The 19769-nt window shown below is 65.5% G+C and carries 24 protein-coding genes; 11 read left to right on the top strand and 13 right to left on the bottom strand.

All coding sequences use genetic code 11. The features are described from left to right. Positions 1 to 22 precede the first annotated feature (22 nt). Together AC20117_RS11880 and AC20117_RS11875 are read left to right on the top strand one after the other, a co-directional pair. The gene (locus tag AC20117_RS11880; protein WP_236777287.1) at positions 23 to 1207 is read left to right on the top strand and encodes an MFS transporter; all 1185 of its coding nucleotides are present in this window, start codon (positions 23 to 25) and stop codon (positions 1205 to 1207) included. Positions 1208 to 1297: 90 nt separating this feature from the next. Beyond that, the gene (locus AC20117_RS11875; protein ID WP_074699555.1) at positions 1298 to 1771 is read left to right on the top strand and encodes an SRPBCC family protein; all 474 of its coding nucleotides are present in this window, start codon (positions 1298 to 1300) and stop codon (positions 1769 to 1771) included. Between the two features lie 66 nt (positions 1772 to 1837). Here the strand turns inward: AC20117_RS11875 and AC20117_RS11870 are convergent, their stop codons facing one another. From AC20117_RS11870 to AC20117_RS11845, 6 genes are all read right to left on the bottom strand, one after another. Beyond that, positions 1838 to 2884 carry an NAD(P)-dependent alcohol dehydrogenase gene (locus AC20117_RS11870; RefSeq protein ID WP_074699556.1) on the bottom strand — a complete coding sequence of 349 codons (1047 nt, stop codon included), beginning with the start codon at positions 2882 to 2884 and terminating at the stop codon, positions 1838 to 1840. A gap of 80 nt (positions 2885 to 2964) precedes the next feature. Then, positions 2965 to 3426, bottom strand: coding sequence for a MerR family transcriptional regulator (locus AC20117_RS11865; RefSeq protein ID WP_074699557.1), 462 nt, complete (start codon positions 3424 to 3426; stop codon positions 2965 to 2967). An 88-nt stretch (positions 3427 to 3514) separates the two neighbouring features. Then, positions 3515 to 3748, bottom strand: a complete 234-nt coding sequence (locus AC20117_RS11860) for a hypothetical protein (protein WP_074699558.1) — start codon at positions 3746 to 3748, stop codon at positions 3515 to 3517. Between the two features lie 104 nt (positions 3749 to 3852). Beyond that, positions 3853 to 4923: an enoyl-CoA hydratase/isomerase family protein gene (locus tag AC20117_RS11855; protein WP_074699559.1), complete on the bottom strand. Its 1071-nt coding sequence runs from the start codon at positions 4921 to 4923 to the stop codon at positions 3853 to 3855. A 14-nt stretch (positions 4924 to 4937) separates the two neighbouring features. Then, positions 4938 to 5621 (bottom strand): phosphonatase-like hydrolase, encoded by a 684-nt coding sequence (locus AC20117_RS11850; RefSeq protein ID WP_074699560.1) that lies wholly within the window; start codon positions 5619 to 5621, stop codon positions 4938 to 4940. A gap of 9 nt (positions 5622 to 5630) precedes the next feature. Beyond that, positions 5631 to 6389, bottom strand: coding sequence for a GntR family transcriptional regulator (locus AC20117_RS11845; protein WP_074703002.1), 759 nt, complete (start codon positions 6387 to 6389; stop codon positions 5631 to 5633). A 165-nt stretch (positions 6390 to 6554) separates the two neighbouring features. On the opposite strand from AC20117_RS11845, the gene AC20117_RS11840 reads away from it, so the two are divergent. The 5 genes from AC20117_RS11840 (at position 6555) to AC20117_RS11820 (ending at position 10796) form a co-directional block, all read left to right on the top strand. Then, positions 6555 to 7715, top strand: coding sequence for a TIGR03364 family FAD-dependent oxidoreductase (locus tag AC20117_RS11840; RefSeq protein WP_236777286.1), 1161 nt, complete (start codon positions 6555 to 6557; stop codon positions 7713 to 7715). Between the two features lie 42 nt (positions 7716 to 7757). Next, positions 7758 to 8684 carry a phosphate/phosphite/phosphonate ABC transporter substrate-binding protein gene (locus tag AC20117_RS11835; protein ID WP_074699562.1) on the top strand — a complete coding sequence of 309 codons (927 nt, stop codon included), beginning with the start codon at positions 7758 to 7760 and terminating at the stop codon, positions 8682 to 8684. Further along, positions 8684 to 9517, top strand: a complete 834-nt coding sequence (locus AC20117_RS11830) for a phosphonate ABC transporter ATP-binding protein (RefSeq protein ID WP_236777285.1) — start codon at positions 8684 to 8686, stop codon at positions 9515 to 9517. Before AC20117_RS11835 ends, AC20117_RS11830 begins: the two co-directional genes overlap by 1 nt. Further along, positions 9514 to 10371 (top strand): phosphonate ABC transporter, permease protein PhnE, encoded by an 858-nt coding sequence (gene phnE / locus AC20117_RS11825; protein ID WP_074699563.1) that lies wholly within the window; start codon positions 9514 to 9516, stop codon positions 10369 to 10371. Before AC20117_RS11830 ends, phnE begins: the two co-directional genes overlap by 4 nt. A gap of 143 nt (positions 10372 to 10514) precedes the next feature. After that, positions 10515 to 10796 carry a cupin domain-containing protein gene (locus AC20117_RS11820; protein ID WP_074699564.1) on the top strand — a complete coding sequence of 94 codons (282 nt, stop codon included), beginning with the start codon at positions 10515 to 10517 and terminating at the stop codon, positions 10794 to 10796. On the opposite strand, the gene AC20117_RS11815 is transcribed toward AC20117_RS11820, so the two are convergent. Beyond that, on the bottom strand, positions 10789 to 11088 hold the full coding sequence (locus tag AC20117_RS11815) for an antibiotic biosynthesis monooxygenase family protein (RefSeq protein WP_074703005.1): 300 nt from the start codon (positions 11086 to 11088) through the stop codon (positions 10789 to 10791). The genes AC20117_RS11820 and AC20117_RS11815 overlap by 8 nt on opposite strands. A gap of 223 nt (positions 11089 to 11311) precedes the next feature. On the opposite strand from AC20117_RS11815, the gene AC20117_RS23620 reads away from it, so the two are divergent. Further along, on the top strand, positions 11312 to 12091 hold the full coding sequence (locus AC20117_RS23620; RefSeq protein ID WP_074699565.1) for a hypothetical protein: 780 nt from the start codon (positions 11312 to 11314) through the stop codon (positions 12089 to 12091). Positions 12092 to 12194: 103 nt separating this feature from the next. Here AC20117_RS23620 and AC20117_RS11805 read toward each other — a convergent pair whose 3' ends face one another. The 3 genes from AC20117_RS11805 to AC20117_RS11795 are packed head-to-tail and all read right to left on the bottom strand — an operon-like array spanning position 12195 to position 14031. Next, positions 12195 to 12863 (bottom strand): DsbA family protein, encoded by a 669-nt coding sequence (locus tag AC20117_RS11805; RefSeq protein WP_236777284.1) that lies wholly within the window; start codon positions 12861 to 12863, stop codon positions 12195 to 12197. A gap of 41 nt (positions 12864 to 12904) precedes the next feature. Further along, positions 12905 to 13702, bottom strand: a complete 798-nt coding sequence (locus AC20117_RS11800) for a cation efflux transmembrane domain-containing protein (RefSeq protein ID WP_083339920.1) — start codon at positions 13700 to 13702, stop codon at positions 12905 to 12907. Beyond that, the gene (locus AC20117_RS11795; RefSeq protein ID WP_074703009.1) at positions 13702 to 14031 is read right to left on the bottom strand and encodes an ArsR/SmtB family transcription factor; all 330 of its coding nucleotides are present in this window, start codon (positions 14029 to 14031) and stop codon (positions 13702 to 13704) included. Before AC20117_RS11795 ends, AC20117_RS11800 begins: the two co-directional genes overlap by 1 nt. A 118-nt stretch (positions 14032 to 14149) precedes the next feature. Here AC20117_RS11795 and AC20117_RS11790 point away from each other — a divergent pair, with 118 nt between their 5' ends. Then, positions 14150 to 14728 (top strand): hypothetical protein, encoded by a 579-nt coding sequence (locus tag AC20117_RS11790; protein WP_074699566.1) that lies wholly within the window; start codon positions 14150 to 14152, stop codon positions 14726 to 14728. A gap of 123 nt (positions 14729 to 14851) precedes the next feature. On the opposite strand, the gene AC20117_RS11785 is transcribed toward AC20117_RS11790, so the two are convergent. Both AC20117_RS11785 and AC20117_RS11780 read right to left on the bottom strand, forming a co-directional pair. Further along, positions 14852 to 15433: a Dps family protein gene (locus AC20117_RS11785; protein ID WP_074699567.1), complete on the bottom strand. Its 582-nt coding sequence runs from the start codon at positions 15431 to 15433 to the stop codon at positions 14852 to 14854. 191 nt (positions 15434 to 15624) lie between these two features. Continuing rightward, positions 15625 to 16926, bottom strand: a complete 1302-nt coding sequence (locus tag AC20117_RS11780; protein ID WP_074699568.1) for a cation:proton antiporter — start codon at positions 16924 to 16926, stop codon at positions 15625 to 15627. Between the two features lie 127 nt (positions 16927 to 17053). On the opposite strand from AC20117_RS11780, the gene AC20117_RS11775 reads away from it, so the two are divergent. Beyond that, positions 17054 to 18583, top strand: coding sequence for an SDR family oxidoreductase (locus AC20117_RS11775; protein WP_074699569.1), 1530 nt, complete (start codon positions 17054 to 17056; stop codon positions 18581 to 18583). Positions 18584 to 18609: 26 nt separating this feature from the next. Continuing rightward, positions 18610 to 19173: an isopentenyl-diphosphate Delta-isomerase gene (gene idi / locus AC20117_RS11770; protein WP_074703011.1), complete on the top strand. Its 564-nt coding sequence runs from the start codon at positions 18610 to 18612 to the stop codon at positions 19171 to 19173. Here the strand turns inward: idi and AC20117_RS11765 are convergent. After that, positions 19125 to 19742 carry a MarR family winged helix-turn-helix transcriptional regulator gene (locus tag AC20117_RS11765; protein ID WP_083339594.1) on the bottom strand — a complete coding sequence of 206 codons (618 nt, stop codon included), beginning with the start codon at positions 19740 to 19742 and terminating at the stop codon, positions 19125 to 19127. The two genes, idi and AC20117_RS11765, sit on opposite strands and share 49 nt — an antisense overlap. Positions 19743 to 19769: the final 27 nt, after the last annotated feature.

The raw sequence follows: 19769 nt of genomic DNA, 5'->3' as shown, positions 1-19769 counted from the left end.
AAGACAAGGAAATACTGAACAGATGATGGCGCACGCGTCCGGTTCCGTTGGAGAGTCCGGCAAGCCGCGGGCACGCGTGCCAGATTCCGTTCTGCGATCCGTTGGCTTCCTCTCCTTCTTCGACCGCTTTGCCACTCCGCCCATGCTGGTGGTGCTTGCCGAGCGGACGGAGATGTCCCTCGGCCAGGCCGTCCAACTCGTGGCGGCCTACGCTCTGCTTTACGCGGTGGGGCAGCCGGTGTGGGGCTTCTTCAGTGACCGGTTCGGCCGCATGGCCGTCCTGCGCACGGCCCTGGTGGGCGTCCTGGTCGGCGCGTTAGCCAGCACCCTGTTCAGCGCCTACCTCCCGCTCCTCCTGGCTAGGGCCTTCACGGGGCTGATGGCCGGGGCGTTGTATCCGACCCTGCTGACCATCCTGGGTGATACCCGGACCGGGATTGAGCGCGCCCGCGGCCTCTCCGACCTGCAGATTTACTCGTCACTGGGAACCACCATCGCCACCCTCGCGGCGGGAACGTTGGCCGCTCTGCTCGATTGGCGGCTGGTCTTCGCGCTGCCGGCCCTTGGCTGTCTGGTCCTGCTGATCTGGCTTCGCGGGGTGGCGGGCGATGGGGCGGCCCACCGCGGCGGCGCCAACTTCCGCCTGGCGTTTTCCGGCTCCGCGCTGGGCGTTTACGCTCTGGCAGCCCTGGAAGGCGCAGTGCTCATGGGTATCCTGACCTACTTCGTCCCGGCGCTGCAAAATGCCGGCATCGGGGTCACGTTGGCGGGCGTCCTCGCGGCCGGCTACGGTATCGGGGTCATCCTCGGCGCCCGCCTGATGCGGCGCCTGGTCCGCCATTTCAGCCGCACTCGACTCATGGCCCTCGGCGGACTGGTCCTCGTCGTCGCCTACCTGACCTCTTCCTTATCGCAACTGCCCGCGGCGCTGACCGCGACCGCCCTGCTGGTCGGCGCATCCAACGCCATCCTGCACTCCTCCATGCAGGGCTGGGCCACAGACGTCGCCCCGCAGGCACGCGCCACGAGCGTGTCCCTGTTTGCCTTCTCGCTGTTCCTGGGCGGCTCGCTGTTCACCTTTTTCACCGCCGGCCTGGCGGACGAGAGGCGCTACGGCACAATCTTCAGCCTCGGTTTGTTCGTCAGCATCGTCCTAGTGGCGGCCGCCTGCTGGGGCCACGCCGTCTGGAAGCGTAAGCACCCCTAGCGACGCCATTCGTCGTGGTACCGCCCGGCCTCGATTCCGGTCCGACCCCGCCCCGGTCCCAGGAGGCCAGGGGGGCTTTACGATGGAACCATGTCACGCACGGACAAGGCCTACCGCGTTGTCGCGGCGCCGCCTGACCGAGTCTTCTCCGCACTCGTCGATCCGGATTCGCTCGCGGCCTGGCTACCGCCGGAGGGCATGAGCGGCACCTTCGAGCGGTTCGACGCCCGGCCGGGCGGCTCCTACCGTTTGGTCCTCACCTATGCGGACCCATCGACGGCAGCAGGCAAGGCCACGAGCGACACGGACGTCGTCGAGGCACGTTTTGTCGAGATTGTTCGGGGCGTCCGGGTTGTGCAGGCGGTCGACTTCGAATCGGATGATCCGGCCTACGCCGGCACGATGACGATGACCTGGGAAGTTACGCCGGTGGCCGAGGGAACGCGGGTGGATATCCGCGCCGACGATGTCCCTTCCGGCATTTCCGCAGAAGACCATGCAGCCGGTTTGGCCTCGTCACTGGCGAACCTGGAAGCCTACCTGGAGCGGCCTCAAGTCCGCTAAACAGAATCCCTCAGGAGCGTGGCGAGCCAGATAGGAATCCGCCACGCTCCGGGTTATGCCGCTGCGTTATACGAGGGTGGCAGCGTCGATGACGAAGCGGTAGCGCACGTCCGAGGAGAGGACGCGCTCGTAGGCGTCGTTGATCTTGTCGGCGGAGATGAGTTCGATCTCGGCCCCGATGCCCTTTTTAGCGCAGAAATCGAGCATTTCCTGGGTTTCGGGAATGCCGCCGATCATGGAGCCGGCGAAGGACCTGCGTCCGCCGATAAGGGCCATGGCGTTGACCGGCAGCGGCTCCGCGGGCGCGCCGACGTTGACCATGGCGCCGCCCACGGTCAACAGCCCCAGGAAAGCGCTGATGTCGATCGACGCACTGACGGTGTTGATGATCAGGTCGAAGTAGCCTGCCAGTTCGGTGAAGGTGGCCTCGTCGCTGGTCGCGTAGTAGCGGTCCGCGCCGAGGCGGAGGCCGTCTTCCTGCTTCTTGAGGGACTGCGAGAGGACGGTGACTTCCGCGCCCATGGCGTGGGCGAGCTGGACGGCCATGTGGCCGAGTCCGCCAAGACCGACGACGGCGACCTTCTTGCCCGGGCCGGCGCCCCACCGGTTCAGCGGCGAGTAGGTCGTGATGCCCGCGCAGAGCAGCGGGGCGGCGACGTCGAGTTCGATGCCGTCCGGAATCCGGAGCACGAAGTCCTCGGTAACGACTACGTGGGTGGAGTATCCGCCCTGCGTGATGGTGCCGTCGCGGTCGGTCACGCCGTAGGTTCCCACCATGCCGTTGAGGCAGTACTGCTCATCGCCGGCCTTGCAGTTCTTGCACTCGCCACAGGAGTTGACCATGCAGCCGACGCCGACCCGGTCGCCGACGGCGTGCTTTGTCACCTCGGATCCAACCTCGGTGACGATGCCGGCGATCTCGTGGCCGGGAACCAACGGGTATGCCTGCGGCCCCCACTCGCCGCGCACGGTGTGGATGTCGGAGTGGCAGATGCCGGAGTACTTGATCTCAATCAGGACGTCGTGCGGTCCGACGTCGCGGCGTTCGATGGTCGTAGGGACGAGGTCCCCGTCCGGTGAGGGGGATGCGTAGGCGTGGGCAATGGTGGTCATGTGTTTGCTCCTTTTAGGGGGCTGACTTGGGCACGCCGGATCGGCGGACCATGGGGTCCGCGAATTGAGGGGCGTGTTGTTTACTGTTTCCTGGTTTTCTTGAGGTCTTCGGCCAGCGTGCGTGCCTCGTCCGAGAGCCTTTCGGCCTTGGCGCCGTCACCGGCGTGGACTGCCTGCCAGTAGTCGATTTTCAGCGCGACGTACCGTTTACGCAGGGCGATGGACCTCGCTTCGTCCTCCAGCTGCTCCTGCTGCGCCTTCAACAACGCGATCTGCTCCGGGGCAGCGGCCGGCCCGAGGTCTCCGTTCGCGAGGTAGCGGCGCATGTCGGCGACAGACATACCCGTCGCGCTCAGGCACGACACCCAGGTCAAAAGGTCCAGGTCGTCGTCCGTGTAGACGCGGTGCTTGCTGCTCGCGCCGCGACGGATCGGGGTAATGACACCGATGGATTCGTAGTAGCGCAGGGTGCTGGCCGGCAGCCCGGTCAGGGCCGCTGCCTCCTTGATCGAGTAGGTGTGCCGGATGATTGGTGCGCTCACAACATCAACGATAGGAACTTCAAGTACTTGAAGACAAGCGGCTATATCCCGCCCGTGTCCATCATCACAGCGCCGCAACCGCGGCCGCTTACTCCAGCGTGGTGAAGTACCACTGGCCGTTCGATTCCGTGCAGTCCCGAAGGAGCGTGGTGCCTTCCTCGTTTTGCGCGGTCCATTGCTTCCATTTGCAGTGCATGTAGGAGGGCTCCCAATACACATAGTTCATGCCGGCCGCGTTGGCCGCAGTAGCACCCAGGGCAGCGATGCCGGTGGCGAGGGCCGTGGCGGCGATTGCACGTTTCAGTACGGTACGAGTGGACAAAGAAACTCCATTCCTCATTGGCAGCGGGCTGAGTCCCGGCCGCCTTCCATACTAGATCACGTTTTGATAACGACGACGACGGCCCCACTACCGCCGCCCGCGGATCACGCCTTGGTTCGGCCGGCCGGCATCTGCGCGGAACTGAGTCCGAGTTCGTCCTCGCCCAGGCCAGCAAAGTAGGACTCCACCGTCCCGCGGTCCACCTCGGCCAGGGTGGCGGGCTTCCACTTGGGGTTGCGGTCCTTGTCGATGACCTGTGCACGGACCCCCTCGGCAAAGTCCGGCGCTGCGAGCAGGCGGATGCCGAGGCGGTAGTCCTGGTCCAGCACTTCTTCGAGCGTGTCCATCCTGCGTGCCCGGCGCAGGGCCTCGAGCGTGAGCTTCACGGAGGTCGGCGATTTGGCGGCGAGCTCCGCGGCTGCCTCCCGGGCGTTGGGTTCGCCGGATTCCTGCAGCGCGGCGAGGATCTCTTCGGCGTCGTCGTACGCATAGCAGGCGTCGATCCAGAGCCGTTCCTTTTCAAGGCCCGACGCCGGCACCTCCTTGCGCGCGAACCTCGCGATGGCTTCGTCCGCCGGGGCGTCGGCGAGCGCCGCAGCCAGCTCCGGCAGGTCCGCGCTGTCAACGAAGTAGTCGGCCAGGCCCAGCAGGATCGCGTCCGCTCCGGTACCGGTTCCGGCGGTCAGGCCCAAGTGGGTGCCCAGCTCCCCCGGTGCCCTCGAGTACAGGAAGCAGCCCCCGACGTCGGGAATGAATCCGATGCGCGTTTCCGGCATGCCCACCGTGGTCCGTTCGGTCACCACGCGGTGCGAGGCGTGGGCGGAGAGGCCAATGCCGCCGCCGAGCACCACGCCGTCCATCAGCGCGACGATCGGCTTGGGGTAGCGCGAGATGAGCGAGTTCATCCGGTACTCGTCCTCCCAGAACACCTCCTTGTCCGCGCCGGCCTGGATGTGGCGGTAGATCGCGACGATGTCCCCGCCGGCGCACAGCCCGCGCTCACCCGCACCCGAGAGCAGGACGGTTTCGACGCCGTCGTCCGTTGCCCACTCCTGGAGCGCGGCCGTGATCGCGGCGATCATCGAGTCATTGAGCGCGTTGATGGCCTTGGGCCGGTTCAGGATGATGTGCCCGAGGCGGCCGGCACGCTGCAGCAGAATCTCATTGGTGTCCATCAACCACAGCCTAGCTAGGCGGACTGCATTTCGGCGAGCGCCGGGACATCTTTCACGCCGTCAAGGATGTAGCTGTGCGGGTTCCGCGCCATCTCGTCGCGCCCGAGCTTGCCGGTGAGCACACCGACGGCGACCACGCCGGCGTTGACTCCGGCGAGCAGATCCACCGCGGTGTCGCCGGCGCAGAGGACCCTGCGCACATCATGGACGCCGGTACGCTCCATGGCCCGGTGGATCAGGTAGGGCGCGGGACGGCCGGCGGCTACCTGATCCGACGTAACGACGGCGTCCAGCAGCTCGTCATCGCCGATGCCCCAGCCGAGTCCCTGCAGCAGCGGGCCGGCGACATCGGCGGAAAAGCCGGTTGTCAGGGCCACCTTGATGCCGCGGGATTTGAGCTCGCGAAGGGCATCTTCCACGCCGGGAAGTGCTACCGGCGGGTTGGCATCGTAGGCTGCGGCAAGGATTTCGCGGAAGCGGTCGAAAGTATGGGCAACGAGTTCCGGGGTGGCGACGCCGCCGCCGAGCTCGATGAGCGCCGCGATGGCTTCGGTCTTATCCACCCCCATCCACTCCTGCAGGTGCGCCGGCGACACCTCGACACCCGTTTCGCGGACGCTGCTCTCCAGTGCGGTGTAGACGTCTCCGTGTTCGTCGACGGTTGTTCCGGCCATGTCGAATACTGCGAGTTCAATCATTTCGGCTCCTTAAGCAGAGGTGGCGATCCGCACCAGGGTGGCGCGGTGTTCACTGGTGTTTTCGATGGTGAAGTTGGTCAGGGCGGGCAGGTAGCGGTCCTCCGAATACTCAACCCGGCGGCCGTCCGCCGACGAGGTCAGCCGGCGTTCGCGCAGCAGGGGCGTGCCCTCAGCGACCTGAAGCGTGCCGGCATCCTCGGGGCCGGCGGCGACCGCGTCGATGGTGCGGCGGGCGCGGCTGAGGTCTACTCCTTGGCTTCGCAGGTAGTTGAAGATGGAGCCGCTGTCGGCGTCGAAGTCAAAGAGCAGCCGGCCGACGTCGAGCACGAAACTGGTGCGTTCGATCATCGCGGGTGCGTTGTCCAGCAGGCGCAGCCGGAGCACTTCGACCACTGATGTCCCGGCCTCCAGGTCCAGCTGTTCGGCCGCCTGGGGGCCGGCTGGCCGGCGGGCAATCTCATACGTCCGCTGCCCCGGAGTCATACCGATGGAATACGCCCACTCGGTAAAGGACATGAAGGTTGAAAACGACTGTGACTGCACGGCGCCGCGCACCATGGGCGGCCGGCCGCGTCCGCCCGTCACCACGCCCTCGCTGCGGAGCGTGGACAGGGCCTGGCGGACCGGCCCGCGGGATGTCCCGAATTCGCGGCAGAGCTCCGCCTCGCTGGGAAGCTGGAACCCTTCCGGCCACACACCGGTGGTGATGCGGTGCCGGAACTCTGCGCTCAACTGCTGGTGTTTGGGCTGGCCGGGGAGGTTGTTCACAAGTTGATAATACAAGTTGGAGTGCTGCAGGTCGCTTGATTTGGCGCGGTGGATGGTGAACTTCTCGTGAACAGAACCACCCGAAAAGAAAGCCTTGGTGAACTTGTCCATACAAGTGCCGTTCTGGCTTGATCACCGGTCTCCGGTGCCGCCACTATCGAAAGCGTGAACACCGGAACCCCTCTCCCACCAGCATCCACCGACGTCCTGATCGTTGGTGCCGGCATCATAGGCCTGGCCCACGCAGCGCTGGCCGCCGACCGCGGACTCACGGTCACCGTCATTGACCGGGACGACCGTGCAGTCGGTGCGTCCATCCGCAATTTCGGCCACTGCTGCATTACGGCGCAGTCCGGCGAACTGTACGAACTGGCCCAAACCGGGCGAAAGCACTGGCTCGATTTTGCCGCTCGGGCCGGTTTCTGGGCAGCGGAATCCGGCGCCGTCGTCGTTGCTCGTGCGGCGACCGAACTGGCAGTCCTGCAGGAACTGTCCGACCTGCGCGAGCCTGGCCAAATCCTCATGCTGGACGCCGACGACGTCCGGGGCAGGCTCCGCACCGATGGCGCTGCCAGCGAATCGATCCTTGGCGGCGCCTGGCTCCGGGACGATCTGCGGGTGGACCCGCGGACCACTGTCGCGGAACTGGCCGGCTGGCTGTCGCAGCAGCCAAACGTCACGGTCCTGTGGAACACCTCCGCCGCCGGCTTCGAGGCCGGGGCAACAAGGACAGCGGCGGTCCGGACCAACCGCGGCGTCCTTGAGGCGGACCGGGTATTCGTCTGTGTGGGACACGATGTGGACTATCTGTTCCCGGAGGCCGCCGCCGAACACGGCATCCGCCGCTGCGCCCTGCAGATGGCCCTGGCCGAACCTCCCGCCGGGGTCGACTTGGAACCGGCCGTCCTCACCGCAACCTCCATGCTGCGCTACGACGCCTTCACGGAAGTCCCCTCGGCCCAGGCGCTGCGCGAGGAGGTTGCCGCCACGGCACCCGAACTGCTGGAGGTCGGCGCGAATGTCATGTTTACCCAGCGGCCGGACGGCAGGCTGCTGCTCGGCGATTCACACAGCTACCACCTCACGCAGGATCCTTTCCTGGCCGAGGCAACCAGCTCGCGGCTGCTTGCGGAAATCCAATCCGTCCTGGGCCTCGACGAGCTGACCGTCAAAGAGCGCTGGCTGGGAATCTATGCCTCCAGCGATACCGCCCCGCTGTTCGTCCGCACCATGGCGCCCGGCGTCACGGCAGTGTCCGTCACCTCCGGCATCGGCATGACCGTGTCCTTCGGCCTGGCCGAACGCAACCTCGTCACGCTGTCCTAACCTCCCTCCACCGCAAACTCTTCCAACCCAAAGGACTTCCCCATGCCCTCCAAGCCCAAACTCAAACCGCTTGCCTTCCTCTCCCTCGCCGCCGCCAGCCTGACGCTAACCGCCTGCGGCGCCTCTTCCGATGCCGCCGAGGCCGGCACGGCTTCCGCCACCTGCCCCGGCGGCGCCATCCAGTTCGGCATCGAGCCCTACGAAGATCCCGCGAAACTGGAACCGGCCTACCGCGTCCTGGCCAACGCACTGGCCGAGGAACTCGATTGCCCGGTCAACGTGCAGGTGGTCGAGGACTACGCCGCCGAGGTGCTCGCCATGCGCAACGGCAAGCTGCAGCTGGGCCAGTTCGGCCCGCTGGGCTACGTCTTCGCGAGCCAGCAGGCCAACGCCGAGCCGCTGGCTTCGTTCGGCACTTCCGACGGCGAACTCAGCGGCTACACCGGCGGCATCTGGGTCCCGAAGGACTCGCCGATCCAGACGGTGGAGGACCTCCGCGGCAAGGATCTGGCGCTGGGCAGCGTCGGCTCCACCTCGGGCGACGTGCTGCCCCGCTTCGCCCTGCGGGAGGCCGGCATCGAGGAAGCCGAGCTCAACATGAATTATGCCGGCGGCCATCCGGAAGCCTTGCTGGCCCTGGTCAACGGCACCGTCGACGCCGCACAAATCAACTCCCAGACGCTCGCCACGGCAGAAGCCGAAGGCAGCTTCGACAAGTCCGGCTTCCGCCAGCTCTGGGAATCGGCGACCATCCCCAATGACCCGATCACGGTAGCCGGCGATGCCGACCCGGCATTCAAACAAGCGGTCAAGGACGCCCTGCTCAACCTCCCGCCCGAAGCCATCGCCGAGGTCGGCGCCTTCCTGGACGTGACGCCTCCCGGCCCCATGGTCGAGGTGTCCAAGGAGACGTACCAGCCGCTCTTCGAGCTGGCCAACACCATGGGCCTGACGGAGGAGGACGCCTGATGAAAGCCCGCACCTCCCACCAAACCGGCACATCCTGTCTGGCTGAAATGCCGGCACCATTGGACCCGTTCGACACACCGCTGCTGAACGTCACCCGGCTGACCAAGCAGTTCTCCGGCCGCACCGTGCTTGACGGTATCGATTTCTCCGTCCGCGCCGGCGAACTGGTCGCCTTCCTGGGCGCCAACGGTTCGGGCAAGTCAACCACGCTCAGGTGCGTCATGGGCCTGACCGAACCGGACGGCGGCAGCATCGAGTTGTCCGGCTCGGACCTGTCCGGCCTTCGCGGCCAGCACCTGCTCCGCGCCCGCCGGCATGCCGCCATGGTCTTCCAGAAAATCCACCTGGTGCCGCGGCGCTCGGCCTTGGAAAACGTTTGCGCCGGAGGACTCGCCCGCCTGTCCGCCGCCCGCTCGCTCAGCCCGGCGTTCTTCCCCAAGGGCCTGAAAGAGGAAGCCATGGCCTGTCTGGACCGCGTGGGCATGGCCGACCGTGCGCTGGACCGCGTGGGAAGGCTGTCCGGCGGCCAGCAGCAGCGCGTTGCCCTGGCCCGCGCGCTCTGCCAGCGAGCTCAGGTAGTTTTGGCGGACGAGCCGGTTTCCGCGCTGGATCCGCATGCCGCCGAGCAGGTCATGAGCCTGCTCGGCGATCTGGCCCACCGGGAAAACCTCGCGGTGGCCGCCGTACTGCACCAGCCTGACCTGGCACTGCGCCACGCTGACCGGGCCATCGGCCTGCTCAAGGGCAAAATCATCTTCAACGACGCGGTCGGCAACCTGACCTCCGACATGCAGGATCTGCTGTACTCCCCCGATCGCGGTGAGGCAGCATGAGCATCAACACGAAGAACAGGGCGAACGACGACGCCGACAGCCGCACCGTAGCGAAGCTGGCTGTCCCCGCTGATCCGGCACGTGGATTGCGCCGCAGTGGCCTGGCTGCCGCCGTCGTCGTACTGGTCGTGCTGCACGTCCTGGCCTTCCAAAGCACCGGCTTCCGGCCCGCGCTGCTGGTGCAGGGGTGGGAGGGCATGGCCCGCTTCATCGGCGACGCCTTCCCTCCTGACCTGAACTGGCAGGATGTCCTGAAGCCCAGCCTTGAGGCCACCCTGGTCACGCTGTGGATCGGGCTCCTGGGCACAACCATCTCCATCCCCACCGCTTTGCTGCTGGCAGTTCTGGCGGCCAACGCAACTTCGCCCAACCGGGCGATCTACCAGGCTGCGCGTTCCGTCTTGTCCTTTTTCCGCGCCGTACCGGACATCGTTTTCGCGCTGATATTCGTTACCGCCGTCGGCCTCGGACCCTTCGCCGGTGTGCTGGCCCTGATCTGCCACAACACCGGCGTCATGGGAAAGCTGTGGGCCGAATCAATGGAGGAAATCGACCAAGGCCCGCAGGAGGCGCTGCGCACAGCTGGGGCCAGCCGGCTTCAGCAAGTCGCTAACGCCACCATTCCCATGGCCACGCCCCAGTTCATCGGGCTGCTGCTCTACCGCTTCGACGTCAATGTCCGTTCATCCCTGGTGCTCGGACTCGTCGGGGCCGGCGGCATCGGGCTGCTGATCAACCAGTCCATCAAGTCCTTCCAATTCGACGAGATGCTCACCCACATCATCGTGGTCCTGATCCTCATCATCGTGGTGGACCAGGTTTCCGCCTTCATTCGCCGGAGACTAGCAGTCTGACGCGAACCGAGGAGCCGCCGCTGACGCCGCGATTGCCGGATATGCCTTACCGGCACCGCGGCATCAGCGGCCTTTCCCCCTTGGCACTGAGTAAGTTGGGAGTTGCAGGGATAGTGAAGTTGCACGGGAGTTTGGAGGACAGATTGCGCAGCAAGGCCATCGCCACGGTCCAGATCGACAACGAGCAGTTCCGCGTCACCGAGTGGAGGTTCCCGCCCGGCACCGAGACGGGCTGGCACCGGCACGAGCTGGACTACGTCGTCGTGCCGATGACTACCGGAGAACTGCAACTGCAGACTAACGACGGCGACTCCGTGAACCAGCTGACCGCCGGGCAGTCCTACACAAGGGCCGCGGGCAGCGAGCACAACGTGGTGAACCCGGGGCCGGGCGAATTTGTCTTCGTGGAGGTCGAGGCTAAGTAGCCGTAACCACCTTCGAGTAGTGCTCCACAGTGGGGAACGGCTCGTAGAAATGGTGCAGCAGTTTCTTCCACTGCTGGTACTCGGCGGATCCGCGGAAGCCCTCGGTGTGGTCTTCGAGCCGGTCCCATTCGACCAGCAGCAAGTACTTGCTGCCCTCTTCAATGCTGCGGGACAGCGAGAGCCCACCGAAGCCCGGCATGGCGGAGATGATGGCCGAAGCTTCCCGAAAGGCCGCTTCGAAAGCACCCTCCTGGCCGGGGCGGACCGGCAACAGCGCGTGTTCAGTAATCACGGCTCCATCATTGCAGTCGTTCCGCATTCACGCTCCAGCACTTTGTAACTACTTCTGCGGCTCAACCGGTGCAGGGGCAGATGGTGGCATAGTTCGGCTGGCTTGTGCGCACATTACGCAAATCCCTTCCGCAAATTACCCCGATTTTTCCAAGGTTTGCGAGTGGCAGGGGCTCCGATGTAACGCTTAAACCGCAACAATCCCCAAAAGAATTGGAGCAAAAATGACGTTTCGGAACGCTAAGACCGGCCGCCTTGCAGCAGCTGTGGTTGTCGCAGGAGTTGTGACCACCGCAGGAGCAGGAGCTGCTTCGGCCGTCGAAGACCCGAACGCTACAGGAGCAGCGCCGGCCCCGGCCGTCAATGAAACGGAAGGCACGTTCGCGTCAATCACGGCCGAGAACGTGTACCTTTCACCCCTGATTATCGCCGACCCGACGCTCCCCACGCCGGGCGAGGAACTGGCACCGGCTCCGGAACTACCCCAGGTCCCGGTACCCGAGGCACCGGAAGCACCGGTTGAAGAAGCACCCGCCGAGGAAGCACCCGAGGCTCCGGCTGACGAAGCACCGGCTGAAGAAGCACCCGAGGCTCCGGCCGACGAGGCACCCGCTGAAGAAGCACCGGCTGAGGAAGCACCCGAGGCTCCGGCTGACGAAGCACCGGCCGAGGAAGCACCGGTTGAAGAAGCACCCGAGGCTCCGGCTGAAGAAGCACCCGAGGCTCCGGCTGAAGAAGCACCCGCTGAAGAAGCACCCGAGGCTCCGGCTGAAGAAGCACCCGCTGAAGAAGCACCCGAGGCTCCGGCTGAAGAAGCACCGGCTGAAGAAGCACCCGCTGAGGAGGCCCCTGCATCCTGGAAGGACGTCAAGGCCGCAGCGGATGCTGAGTGGAAGACCGCCAAGGCCCAGGGTCAGTCCGACTGGAAGGACATCAAGGCCGAGGGCAAGTCTGAGTGGAAGGCCGCCAAGGCTGCCGAGAAGACTGCCGCACTCGACGGCTAATCTCCGGTCCTGCCGCCTAGGGCGGTCTCCCTTCCAGGGAGGCCGCCCTTTGCGCTGACTGGACCAGGGAGTTTCCCCGGCCTAGTTGGCTCCGACGGTCCGGTTAGTTCGCGATGGCATCCTTCACGAGCTGTTCGAACTCTTCGAGACTGGATGGCTCGATGAGCTTGCCGTCGAGGAAGAAGGTCGGCGTGCCAGAAACGCCGAGGGCGGTGCCGTCATTCTTGTCCTGCTCGATGCGGGCAGCGGTAGCGGGATCCGCTACGGCGTCGTCGTAAGCTGCCATATCAAGGCCAAGGTCCTCGGCATAGCCGCGGAACGTGGCTGCCCTGGATTCGGCGGAGTGGGACCACTCTTTCTGGGTTTCGAACATCCGGTGGTACATGTCCTCGAATTTGCCCTGTGCTGCCGCTGCTTCAACGGCAATGGCCGCGTTCATAGAGTTCGGATGGCCGGCCAGGGGGAAGTAGCGGTTGACGATGGTCAGCTCACCCTCGTACGTGCTGCGCAGATCCTCGATGAACGGGTAGGCGGCGAGGCAGGATTCACACTCGAAGTCCAGGAACTCGACCAGGACTGCCTTTTCATCCTCGGCAGTGGACAGCCGGTGGCTGTCGGCACGCATTACCTCTGCGGCCTCCGTCGGTGTTGTTTGGGTAGCGGCGTCCTTCGTGTTGATGAGTGCCACGATGCCGATAACCACCACCACGGTGGCGACGATGAGACCGATGGCAATCTTGTTGGGCAGGCTGATAGAGGACTTGGCTGTCACGGGGTAATTCCTTTGGGTTTCGCGAGCTTCTCGGGATGAGTCTAATCGTGACTGCAGCAGGAGCAGCTGCCGGAGTCCGGCTTGGCGGCTAGCTTCAGGCTCGTATTGTTGGGGCGTGGACTGGCGTCTTGGGCCGAGGTTGACAGCGTGGTTGCCGAAGGCGCGTGATTCTCGGTATCGCTATCCACATCAAAGTGGAATCCCGGGGCGCAGCACGCGTCGCCTTTCCACGCCTCCAGCCCCTCTTTCAGAGCGATCGCGGCGATGACCAAGGCGGCCACCGGATCAGCCCAGGACCAGCCAAACAAACTGTTCAGCAGGAGTCCCACCAGCAGCACACCGGACAGGTAGGAGCAAAGCAGGGTCTGTTTGGAATCGGCTACGGCTGAACGCGAGCCCAGTTCCCGGCCGGCGCGGCGCTGTGCCCAGGACAGCAATGGCATGATCGCCAAGCTGACGGCGGCCAGTACGATGCCCACGCTCGAATGGTCAGGTTCGCGTGCGCCCATAAGGGACCGGAATGCGTCGACCGTGACGAAGGCGGCCAGCGCGAAGAAGGAGAACGCAATGAAGCGCAGGGCCTTCTTCTCCCGCGCTTCCGGATCACGGCCGGCGAACTGCCACGCTACGGCGGCGGCCGAGGAAACTTCGATGATGGAATCCAGGCCGAAGCCAATCAGTGCGCTGGATGAGGCTGCGGTGCCGGCCGCGAGCGCCACCACTGCTTCGATCACGTTGTAGGTGATCGTGGCAGCGACGAAGAACCGGATGCGCCGGGACAGCACCCGCCGTCGTTCGTCGGAAGGTACCAGCCGGGAATCGCTCTTGAGGGCGGGCATCAGCAGCACCCCTCGGCATCGCTGTTACTGCAGCAGGCCGGGTCGACAGCCAGCACTACACCCAGGAGGTCCGTCAGCGCGTGGCCCAGTTTCGGATCGGCCAGTTCGTAGCGCGCACGGCGGCCTTCGGGGACCGAAACCACCAGTCCGCAGCCGCGCAAGCAGGCCAAGTGGTTCGACAGGCTCTGCCGGCTGACGCCGATCAGTTCCGCCAAGTCGCTCGGATAGGTGGGCGCATCATGCAGGGCCAGCAAGATCCTTGCACGTGTCGGGTCTGACAGTGCGTAGCAGAACCGCGACAGCACCGAAGAATAAACGATGGTCTCCACAAGCCCATAGTACATCGATTAATGTATTGAACCGCTGGCGGGTTTGGTGCGTCTCTCAATCTGGAGGTGTTGTTGCTCAGTCTCAGGGGGCTCGGAAACGTCACCCTGGAGGATCGTTATGGGCACTTTTGCAACCGCAAACCGCCGGCTGGGCAAGACGGCCACGGAGAGCGACATCAGGAAGTTGGTGGCTGCACTTGTTTTCGCCGGTGTGGTCGCGTGGGCATTGTCGGTTTACCTTTCATCCATCGTGCGGACGGAGGGCGTGGTCTTCACCATCGCCTTGGTTCTGCACATCTTGTCCCTGGTGGTGGCTTTCGGCGCCATCATCCTGGTGGACTGGCACGGTTTCCTCTGGCTGCTGGGCCGGCGGGAACTGAGCGAAACCATCCGGTTGGATGGGGCAGCGGGGACCTTGATCTGGGGCGGACTCGCGGGCCTGCTCACTACCGGGGTGTTCCTGAACCCGGTACTGACCGAGCCGTTGACGCAGGTGAAACTTGCCGCGGTGCTGATCGCGACGCTGAACGGGATCATGCTGATTCCGCTGATGAAGCGGCTCGTCAAGATGCCGCCGAGCACCACCTTCGCGAAACTGCCGCTGGGGCAGCGGTTCCATATGGTTTCCTGCGCGCTGATCTCGCAGACGGCCTGGTGGACGGCAATCATCGTCGGCTTCATCAACGCCGAGGGGTAGGGGCAGCGCAACAGCAGGCAAAAGCCCGACGCCCCCTTCCGGAATATCCGGGGGGCCGCCGGGCCTGGTTCCTGCGTTCAGCGTCCCGCGGTCAACAAATTGGCCGGCAGGCGCTTCGCGCGGCTACTTGGACTTGGAGTCCTTAGACTTCGCCTTGGTGGCTGCATCCTTCTCGGTCTTGGCGCCCTCGGTAGAGAGGTCGCCGCCGGCGTTCTCGAGGTGCGCGCGCATGAACCACTGGAAGAGTTCCAGCTCCGCAGTCTGGCCGATGAGCATGTCCTCAGTGATGGGATCAAGCTCGCCGACCGTCTCAATAGCCTTGCGGTGGTCCGCCACCACGCCGTTGTAGACGACGTTCAGCGCGGCAAGATGCTCTGCGGTACCGGCTCGGTCAATGGAGTAGTCGTCCCAGCTGCGAGCCTTGACCATGGCTCCGGGCAGCCCGTTGGGCGAAACACCCAGGGTGGCCATGCGCTCGGCGACCGCGTCGACCATGGCGCGGACCTGTTCGATCTGCGGGTCGAGCATTTCGTGGACGCCGATGAAATCGCGGCCCACCACATTCCAGTGTGCGTGCTTGAGGGTCAGCTGCAGGTCGTTCAGGGCGTGCAGCCGCATCTGCAGCGTTTCGCCCACCTTGTAGCCATCCTCGAGCGAGAGTCCCGGTACCGTAAAGCCTGCCTTCGATCGGTCCTTTGCAGCCATCAAAAACCTCCTTACTGGGTGCGCCGCGTATCGGCACGCCACTTCCTCCAACCTAACCAGCCCTTGCCCGGCCGTCCACGGAATACGGACGAATTAGCTCAGCGCGAAATTCAGCATGCTTATTATCTCGGTTTCGAGCTGTGACGGGAGGTGACCCGGCGGCGCAACGCGCTTGCCGCCGTCGTTGTTTGTCACACCGTGGTGTTGGGGGCCTGGTTTTCGTCGCCGAACCTCCGCACGGCTTCCTTCTTGCGCAGCGCATCCAGCCGGTTCATCAGGGGTGCCGTGGTAGCACCGTGCAGGACGATGGACATCGCCACCACCAGCCCGACGACGGCCCAGAGCTCGCGCGCTTCGGCGTCGAACTCCCCGTGGCTGAGGGCATACCCCAGATAGTAGAGGGAGCCGATCCCGCGGATGCCGAAGTAGGCGATGGCGAGGCGTTCGCGCGGTCCGGGCCTGCTGCCCAGTAGGCCCAGCCAGCCGGCCAGCGGACGGACGAGGATCAGGAAGGCAAGTGCCACCAGCACCTCGGTCCAGCCGATTCCTGCCAGCAGGCCGCGGGCGATGGCGCCGCCGAGGAGCACCAGGATGACGACGGTCATCAGCCGTTCGAGCTGCTCCACGTAGCTGTGCAGCACCTTGTGGTAGCCGTGGGTGTGTTCGGCAGAGCGGATGGTCACGGCGCAGACGAACACGGCGATGAAGCCGTAGCCCTCAACCATCTCGGCAACGCCGTAAGCCAGGAATGTGGCAGCGAGCGCCACGAAACCTTCGGAATGTTCGGACAGCCGCAGGCTCTTGTACCGTGCCGCGAAGAAGATCCGGCTCAGGAGTTTGCCGGTGCCGAAACCGAGCAGCACGCCGACGCCGATGCGCCACAGCACGTCGACGGCGAACCACTGCGGGAACCAGGCTTCCGGAGCCGTCCCGACCAGGCTCATCACGATGGCCAGATAGACGAAGGGGAACGCCAGCCCGTCGTTGAGGCCGGCTTCCGAGGTCAGGCCGAAGCGGACCTCGTCTTCGTAGGCGTCGGTTTCGGCGTCGGCAGGCTCGCCCACCTGGACCTCGGAGGCCAGCACCGGGTCGGTGGGCGCGAGCGCCGCCGCGATAAGGATGGCTCCGGCTAGCCCGAGGCCCAGCACCCAGAGTCCCAGCAGCGTCACCACCAGGATGCACAGCGGCATGACGATCCCGAGCATGCGCCAGGTGGTGGACCATTCGCGCCAGCGGAACGGCCGGTCCAGCGCCAACCCCGCACCCATGAGCGAGATGATGACGCAGATTTCGGTCAGATGTGTGGTGAACTCGGCGTACTTGACCGGATCCGGGTCCGGCAGGTTCCGGAGCAAGGTGAAAGCGAGGATTCCGGCGCCGAGGAAGACCATCGGCATGGAGAGCGGCATGTTGCGCAGGAGTTTGGGCAGGATCGCCGCGGCGAAGACCGCGAGGCCTGCCTCGAAGAACAGAATGCTGGGCGCTTCGAACACTGAGGGGCTTCTTTCTGCCTCGCCCGGCCAATTGTCCGGAACTAATCAGCAAGCTTAGCGCTTTGGCGTGCAACTATGGTCATGGCCGATCATCTTCCCAACTGCGAGGCTGAAGGAAACGGTGGATATGACACAACGGGTACTGGTAACCGGCGCCACCGGCTATATCGGCGGGCGGCTGGTGCCGCGGCTGCTCGAGGCCGGCTACCAAGTCCGCGTGCTGGTGCGCTCCCCCGCGAAGCTCGAGGCCGTCCCGTGGCACGACCAGGTGGAGATCGTCGAAGGTGACCTTGGCGATGCGGCTGCCGTGGCGCGGGCGTGCGATGGCGTTGAGACCTTCTTCTATCTGGTCCATTCGATGGGCTCCGGCGAGGGCTTCGAGCGCCAGGAACTCGAGATGGCCCGGACGGTTGCCGACGCGGCTGCGCGCGCCCACGTCCAGCGGATTGTCTACCTGGGCGGGCTGCATCCGGAGGGCGTTGAACTCTCCCGGCATATGCGCTCGCGTACCGCCGTCGGACGTGTGCTGCTGGAAGGCGACGTGCCCGCGGTAGTGTTCCAGGCCGGCGTCGTTATTGGTTCCGGCTCCGCGTCCTTCGAGATGATCCGCCATCTCACGGAGAACCTGCCCGTCATGCCGGCGCCGAGCTGGGTGCGGCGGAAGATCGAGCCGATCGCCATCCGCGACGTGCTGCACTATCTGGTGCATGCGCCCGAGGTGCCGGCGGGCCTGAACCGCACCTTCGACATCGGTTCGCGCGAGGTGCTGACCTACGCGGGCATCATGTACGGCTATGCGCATCAGGCGGGGCTGGCGCGGCGGCGGGTCTACTCGCTGCCCATTCCCGCGCCGAAGCTGGCCGGCTGGTGGGTGGCGCTGACCACCCCGATCCCGCACTCGATGGCCGTGCCGCTGGTGGAGTCCCTCCAGCACGACGCCGTGGCCGCCGAGCACGACATCGACAACTACGTTCCAAAGCCCGACGGCGGACTGACCGGCTACCGCTCGGCGGTTCAGTTGGCGCTGGGCAAGATGGCCAGCGGCGAGGTGGAGACCAGCTGGACCAACGCCTCGCAGGCCCCGCCCTCGGATCCGCTGCCCAGCGATCCCGAGTGGGCCGGGCAGACCGTCTTCGTGGACGAGCGCACACGCAGCACCGACGTGCCGCCGGAACACGTGTGGCGCGTGATCGAAGGCATCGGCGGGTCCAACGGCTGGTACTCCTGGCCCGCCGCGTGGGCCATCCGCGGCGTGCTGGACAAACTGGTGGGCGGCGCCGGGCACAACCGCGGGCGGCGGCATGCCGACCGGCTGGTCGTGGGCGACGCCGTGGACTGGTGGAGAGTGGAGGCCATTGACGACTCGCCCGCGGGCAAGGTACTGCGGCTGCGCGCCGAGATGCGGGTGCCGGGCGAGGCCTGGCTGGAACTGTCCGCACTGGCCGCCCGCTCAGACGACGGCGCCGGAGACGGCGCTGGCGCCGCTGCTACCGGCACCATCTACCGCCAGCGCGCCATCTATTTCCCGCGCGGCCTGTCCGGCAAGCTTTACTGGTGGCTGGTGCTTCCGTTCCACGGGCTCATCTTTCCGTCCATGGCACGCAACATCATCCAACGCGCAGCAGCATATCGGAGCAGCACGTCCATCTCTGGATGACCGGGAAAGATGGGAAGATGGCCGGTATGAACAATCTCCCGTCCCGCGAGTCCACTGTGGAACAGGTTGTCCTGGTTGACGACGACGGCGCCGCCATCGGCGTGGCCGACAAGTCCGGAGTGCACACGGCGGCCACCCCGCTGCACCTGGCTTTCTCCTGCCACCTCTTCAACCCGGACGGTCAGATCCTGGTCACCCGGCGGGCCTTGACCAAGCAGACCTGGCCGGGCGTCTGGACCAACTCGTTCTGCGGCCACCCGGCCCCGGGCGAAACCACGGAGGAAGCGGTGATCCGGCGGGCTCCGCAGGAACTCGGCGTCGCCGTTTCCGGGCTGAAGCCGGTCCTGCCTGACTTCCGCTACCGTGCACTGGACGCCTCCGGCGTGGTGGAGAACGAAATCTGCCCGGTCTACACAGCCATGCTGGAAACCGATCCGCAGCCGACGCCGGACGAGGTGTGCGAGTGGCGCTGGACTGACCCTGCCGCCCTCGTCCGCGCGGTGGACGCTGCACCGTGGGCCTTCAGCCCGTGGCTAGTGCTTCAGCTGCCGCTGCTGGCCGCGGCCGAACCGGAACTGCTCGGTTCCTGACGCACGGCTTTCTCCCGCGCCCGGACCAGACCGTCGCGCAGCTCTGCCATGAAAGTGGACAGCAACTCGATCTCCTCGGGTGAATGCCGCGAAACCACCTGGATCAGTTCTTCAACCATCGGCGAGAAGATTTCCGCCCCGGTAGTGCGGGCGCTGTCCGTGATCTCCAGCTGCACCTGCCGGCGGTCGGTTCCACTGCGCTCGCGGACCATATGCCCCACCTTGCCCAGCCGATCCACCAGCGCCGTCGTCGCCGCCGAACTAAGCGACAGCTGAGCACTGAGTATGCCGGGTGTGACCGTGCGCCCTTCCCGCTGCGCCTCGAGCACCGCCGACAACGCCATCAGATCCGTCCGATGCATGCCGTAACGCCGCCCCATCGCATCAATGTAGCGGTCCGTCTCCGTGGTGAAACTCTGCAGCAGCAGCATCAGCTCCCGCCCGGGGTAGCCGGCGCCGGGCGGTACCTGCCCGGCCTCGGCAGACACCCGCCCGGCCTCGGCAGACACCCGCCCGGCCTCGCCCCCGGCAGCAGGCGTGGACGGACCCTCGGAATCAGAACTTGGCATAACGCCAATGGTAATCCTCGCTGGAAC

The organism is Arthrobacter crystallopoietes (genome assembly GCF_002849715.1).
GTDB lineage: Bacteria > Actinomycetota > Actinomycetes > Actinomycetales > Micrococcaceae > Crystallibacter > Crystallibacter crystallopoietes.
The sequence above is the reverse complement of the archived record's forward strand: the minus strand, read 5'-3'. Positions and strand labels throughout refer to the sequence as shown.

Excerpts from the sequence above, each read along its gene's own strand:
- AC20117_RS11855 (WP_074699559.1), bottom strand. The coding sequence starts at position 4,923 with ATGGACACCAATGAGATTCTGCTGCAGCGTGCCGGCCGCCTCGGGCAC.
- AC20117_RS11800 (WP_083339920.1), bottom strand. The coding sequence starts at position 13,702 with ATGCCCGCCCTCAAGAGCGATTCCCGGCTGGTACCTTCCGACGAACGA.
- AC20117_RS11835 (WP_074699562.1), top strand. The coding sequence starts at position 7,758 with ATGCCCTCCAAGCCCAAACTCAAACCGCTTGCCTTCCTCTCCCTCGCC.
- AC20117_RS11790 (WP_074699566.1), top strand. The coding sequence starts at position 14,150 with ATGGGCACTTTTGCAACCGCAAACCGCCGGCTGGGCAAGACGGCCACG.
- AC20117_RS11875 (WP_074699555.1), top strand. The coding sequence starts at position 1,298 with ATGTCACGCACGGACAAGGCCTACCGCGTTGTCGCGGCGCCGCCTGAC.
- AC20117_RS11785 (WP_074699567.1), bottom strand. The coding sequence starts at position 15,433 with ATGGCTGCAAAGGACCGATCGAAGGCAGGCTTTACGGTACCGGGACTC.
- AC20117_RS23620 (WP_074699565.1), top strand. The coding sequence starts at position 11,312 with ATGACGTTTCGGAACGCTAAGACCGGCCGCCTTGCAGCAGCTGTGGTT.
- AC20117_RS11850 (WP_074699560.1), bottom strand. The coding sequence starts at position 5,621 with ATGATTGAACTCGCAGTATTCGACATGGCCGGAACAACCGTCGACGAA.
- AC20117_RS11830 (WP_236777285.1), top strand. The coding sequence starts at position 8,684 with ATGAAAGCCCGCACCTCCCACCAAACCGGCACATCCTGTCTGGCTGAA.
- AC20117_RS11880 (WP_236777287.1), top strand. The coding sequence starts at position 23 with ATGATGGCGCACGCGTCCGGTTCCGTTGGAGAGTCCGGCAAGCCGCGG.
- idi (WP_074703011.1), top strand. The coding sequence starts at position 18,610 with ATGAACAATCTCCCGTCCCGCGAGTCCACTGTGGAACAGGTTGTCCTG.
- AC20117_RS11765 (WP_083339594.1), bottom strand. The coding sequence starts at position 19,742 with ATGCCAAGTTCTGATTCCGAGGGTCCGTCCACGCCTGCTGCCGGGGGC.
- AC20117_RS11775 (WP_074699569.1), top strand. The coding sequence starts at position 17,054 with ATGACACAACGGGTACTGGTAACCGGCGCCACCGGCTATATCGGCGGG.
- phnE (WP_074699563.1), top strand. The coding sequence starts at position 9,514 with ATGAGCATCAACACGAAGAACAGGGCGAACGACGACGCCGACAGCCGC.
- AC20117_RS11870 (WP_074699556.1), bottom strand. The coding sequence starts at position 2,884 with ATGACCACCATTGCCCACGCCTACGCATCCCCCTCACCGGACGGGGAC.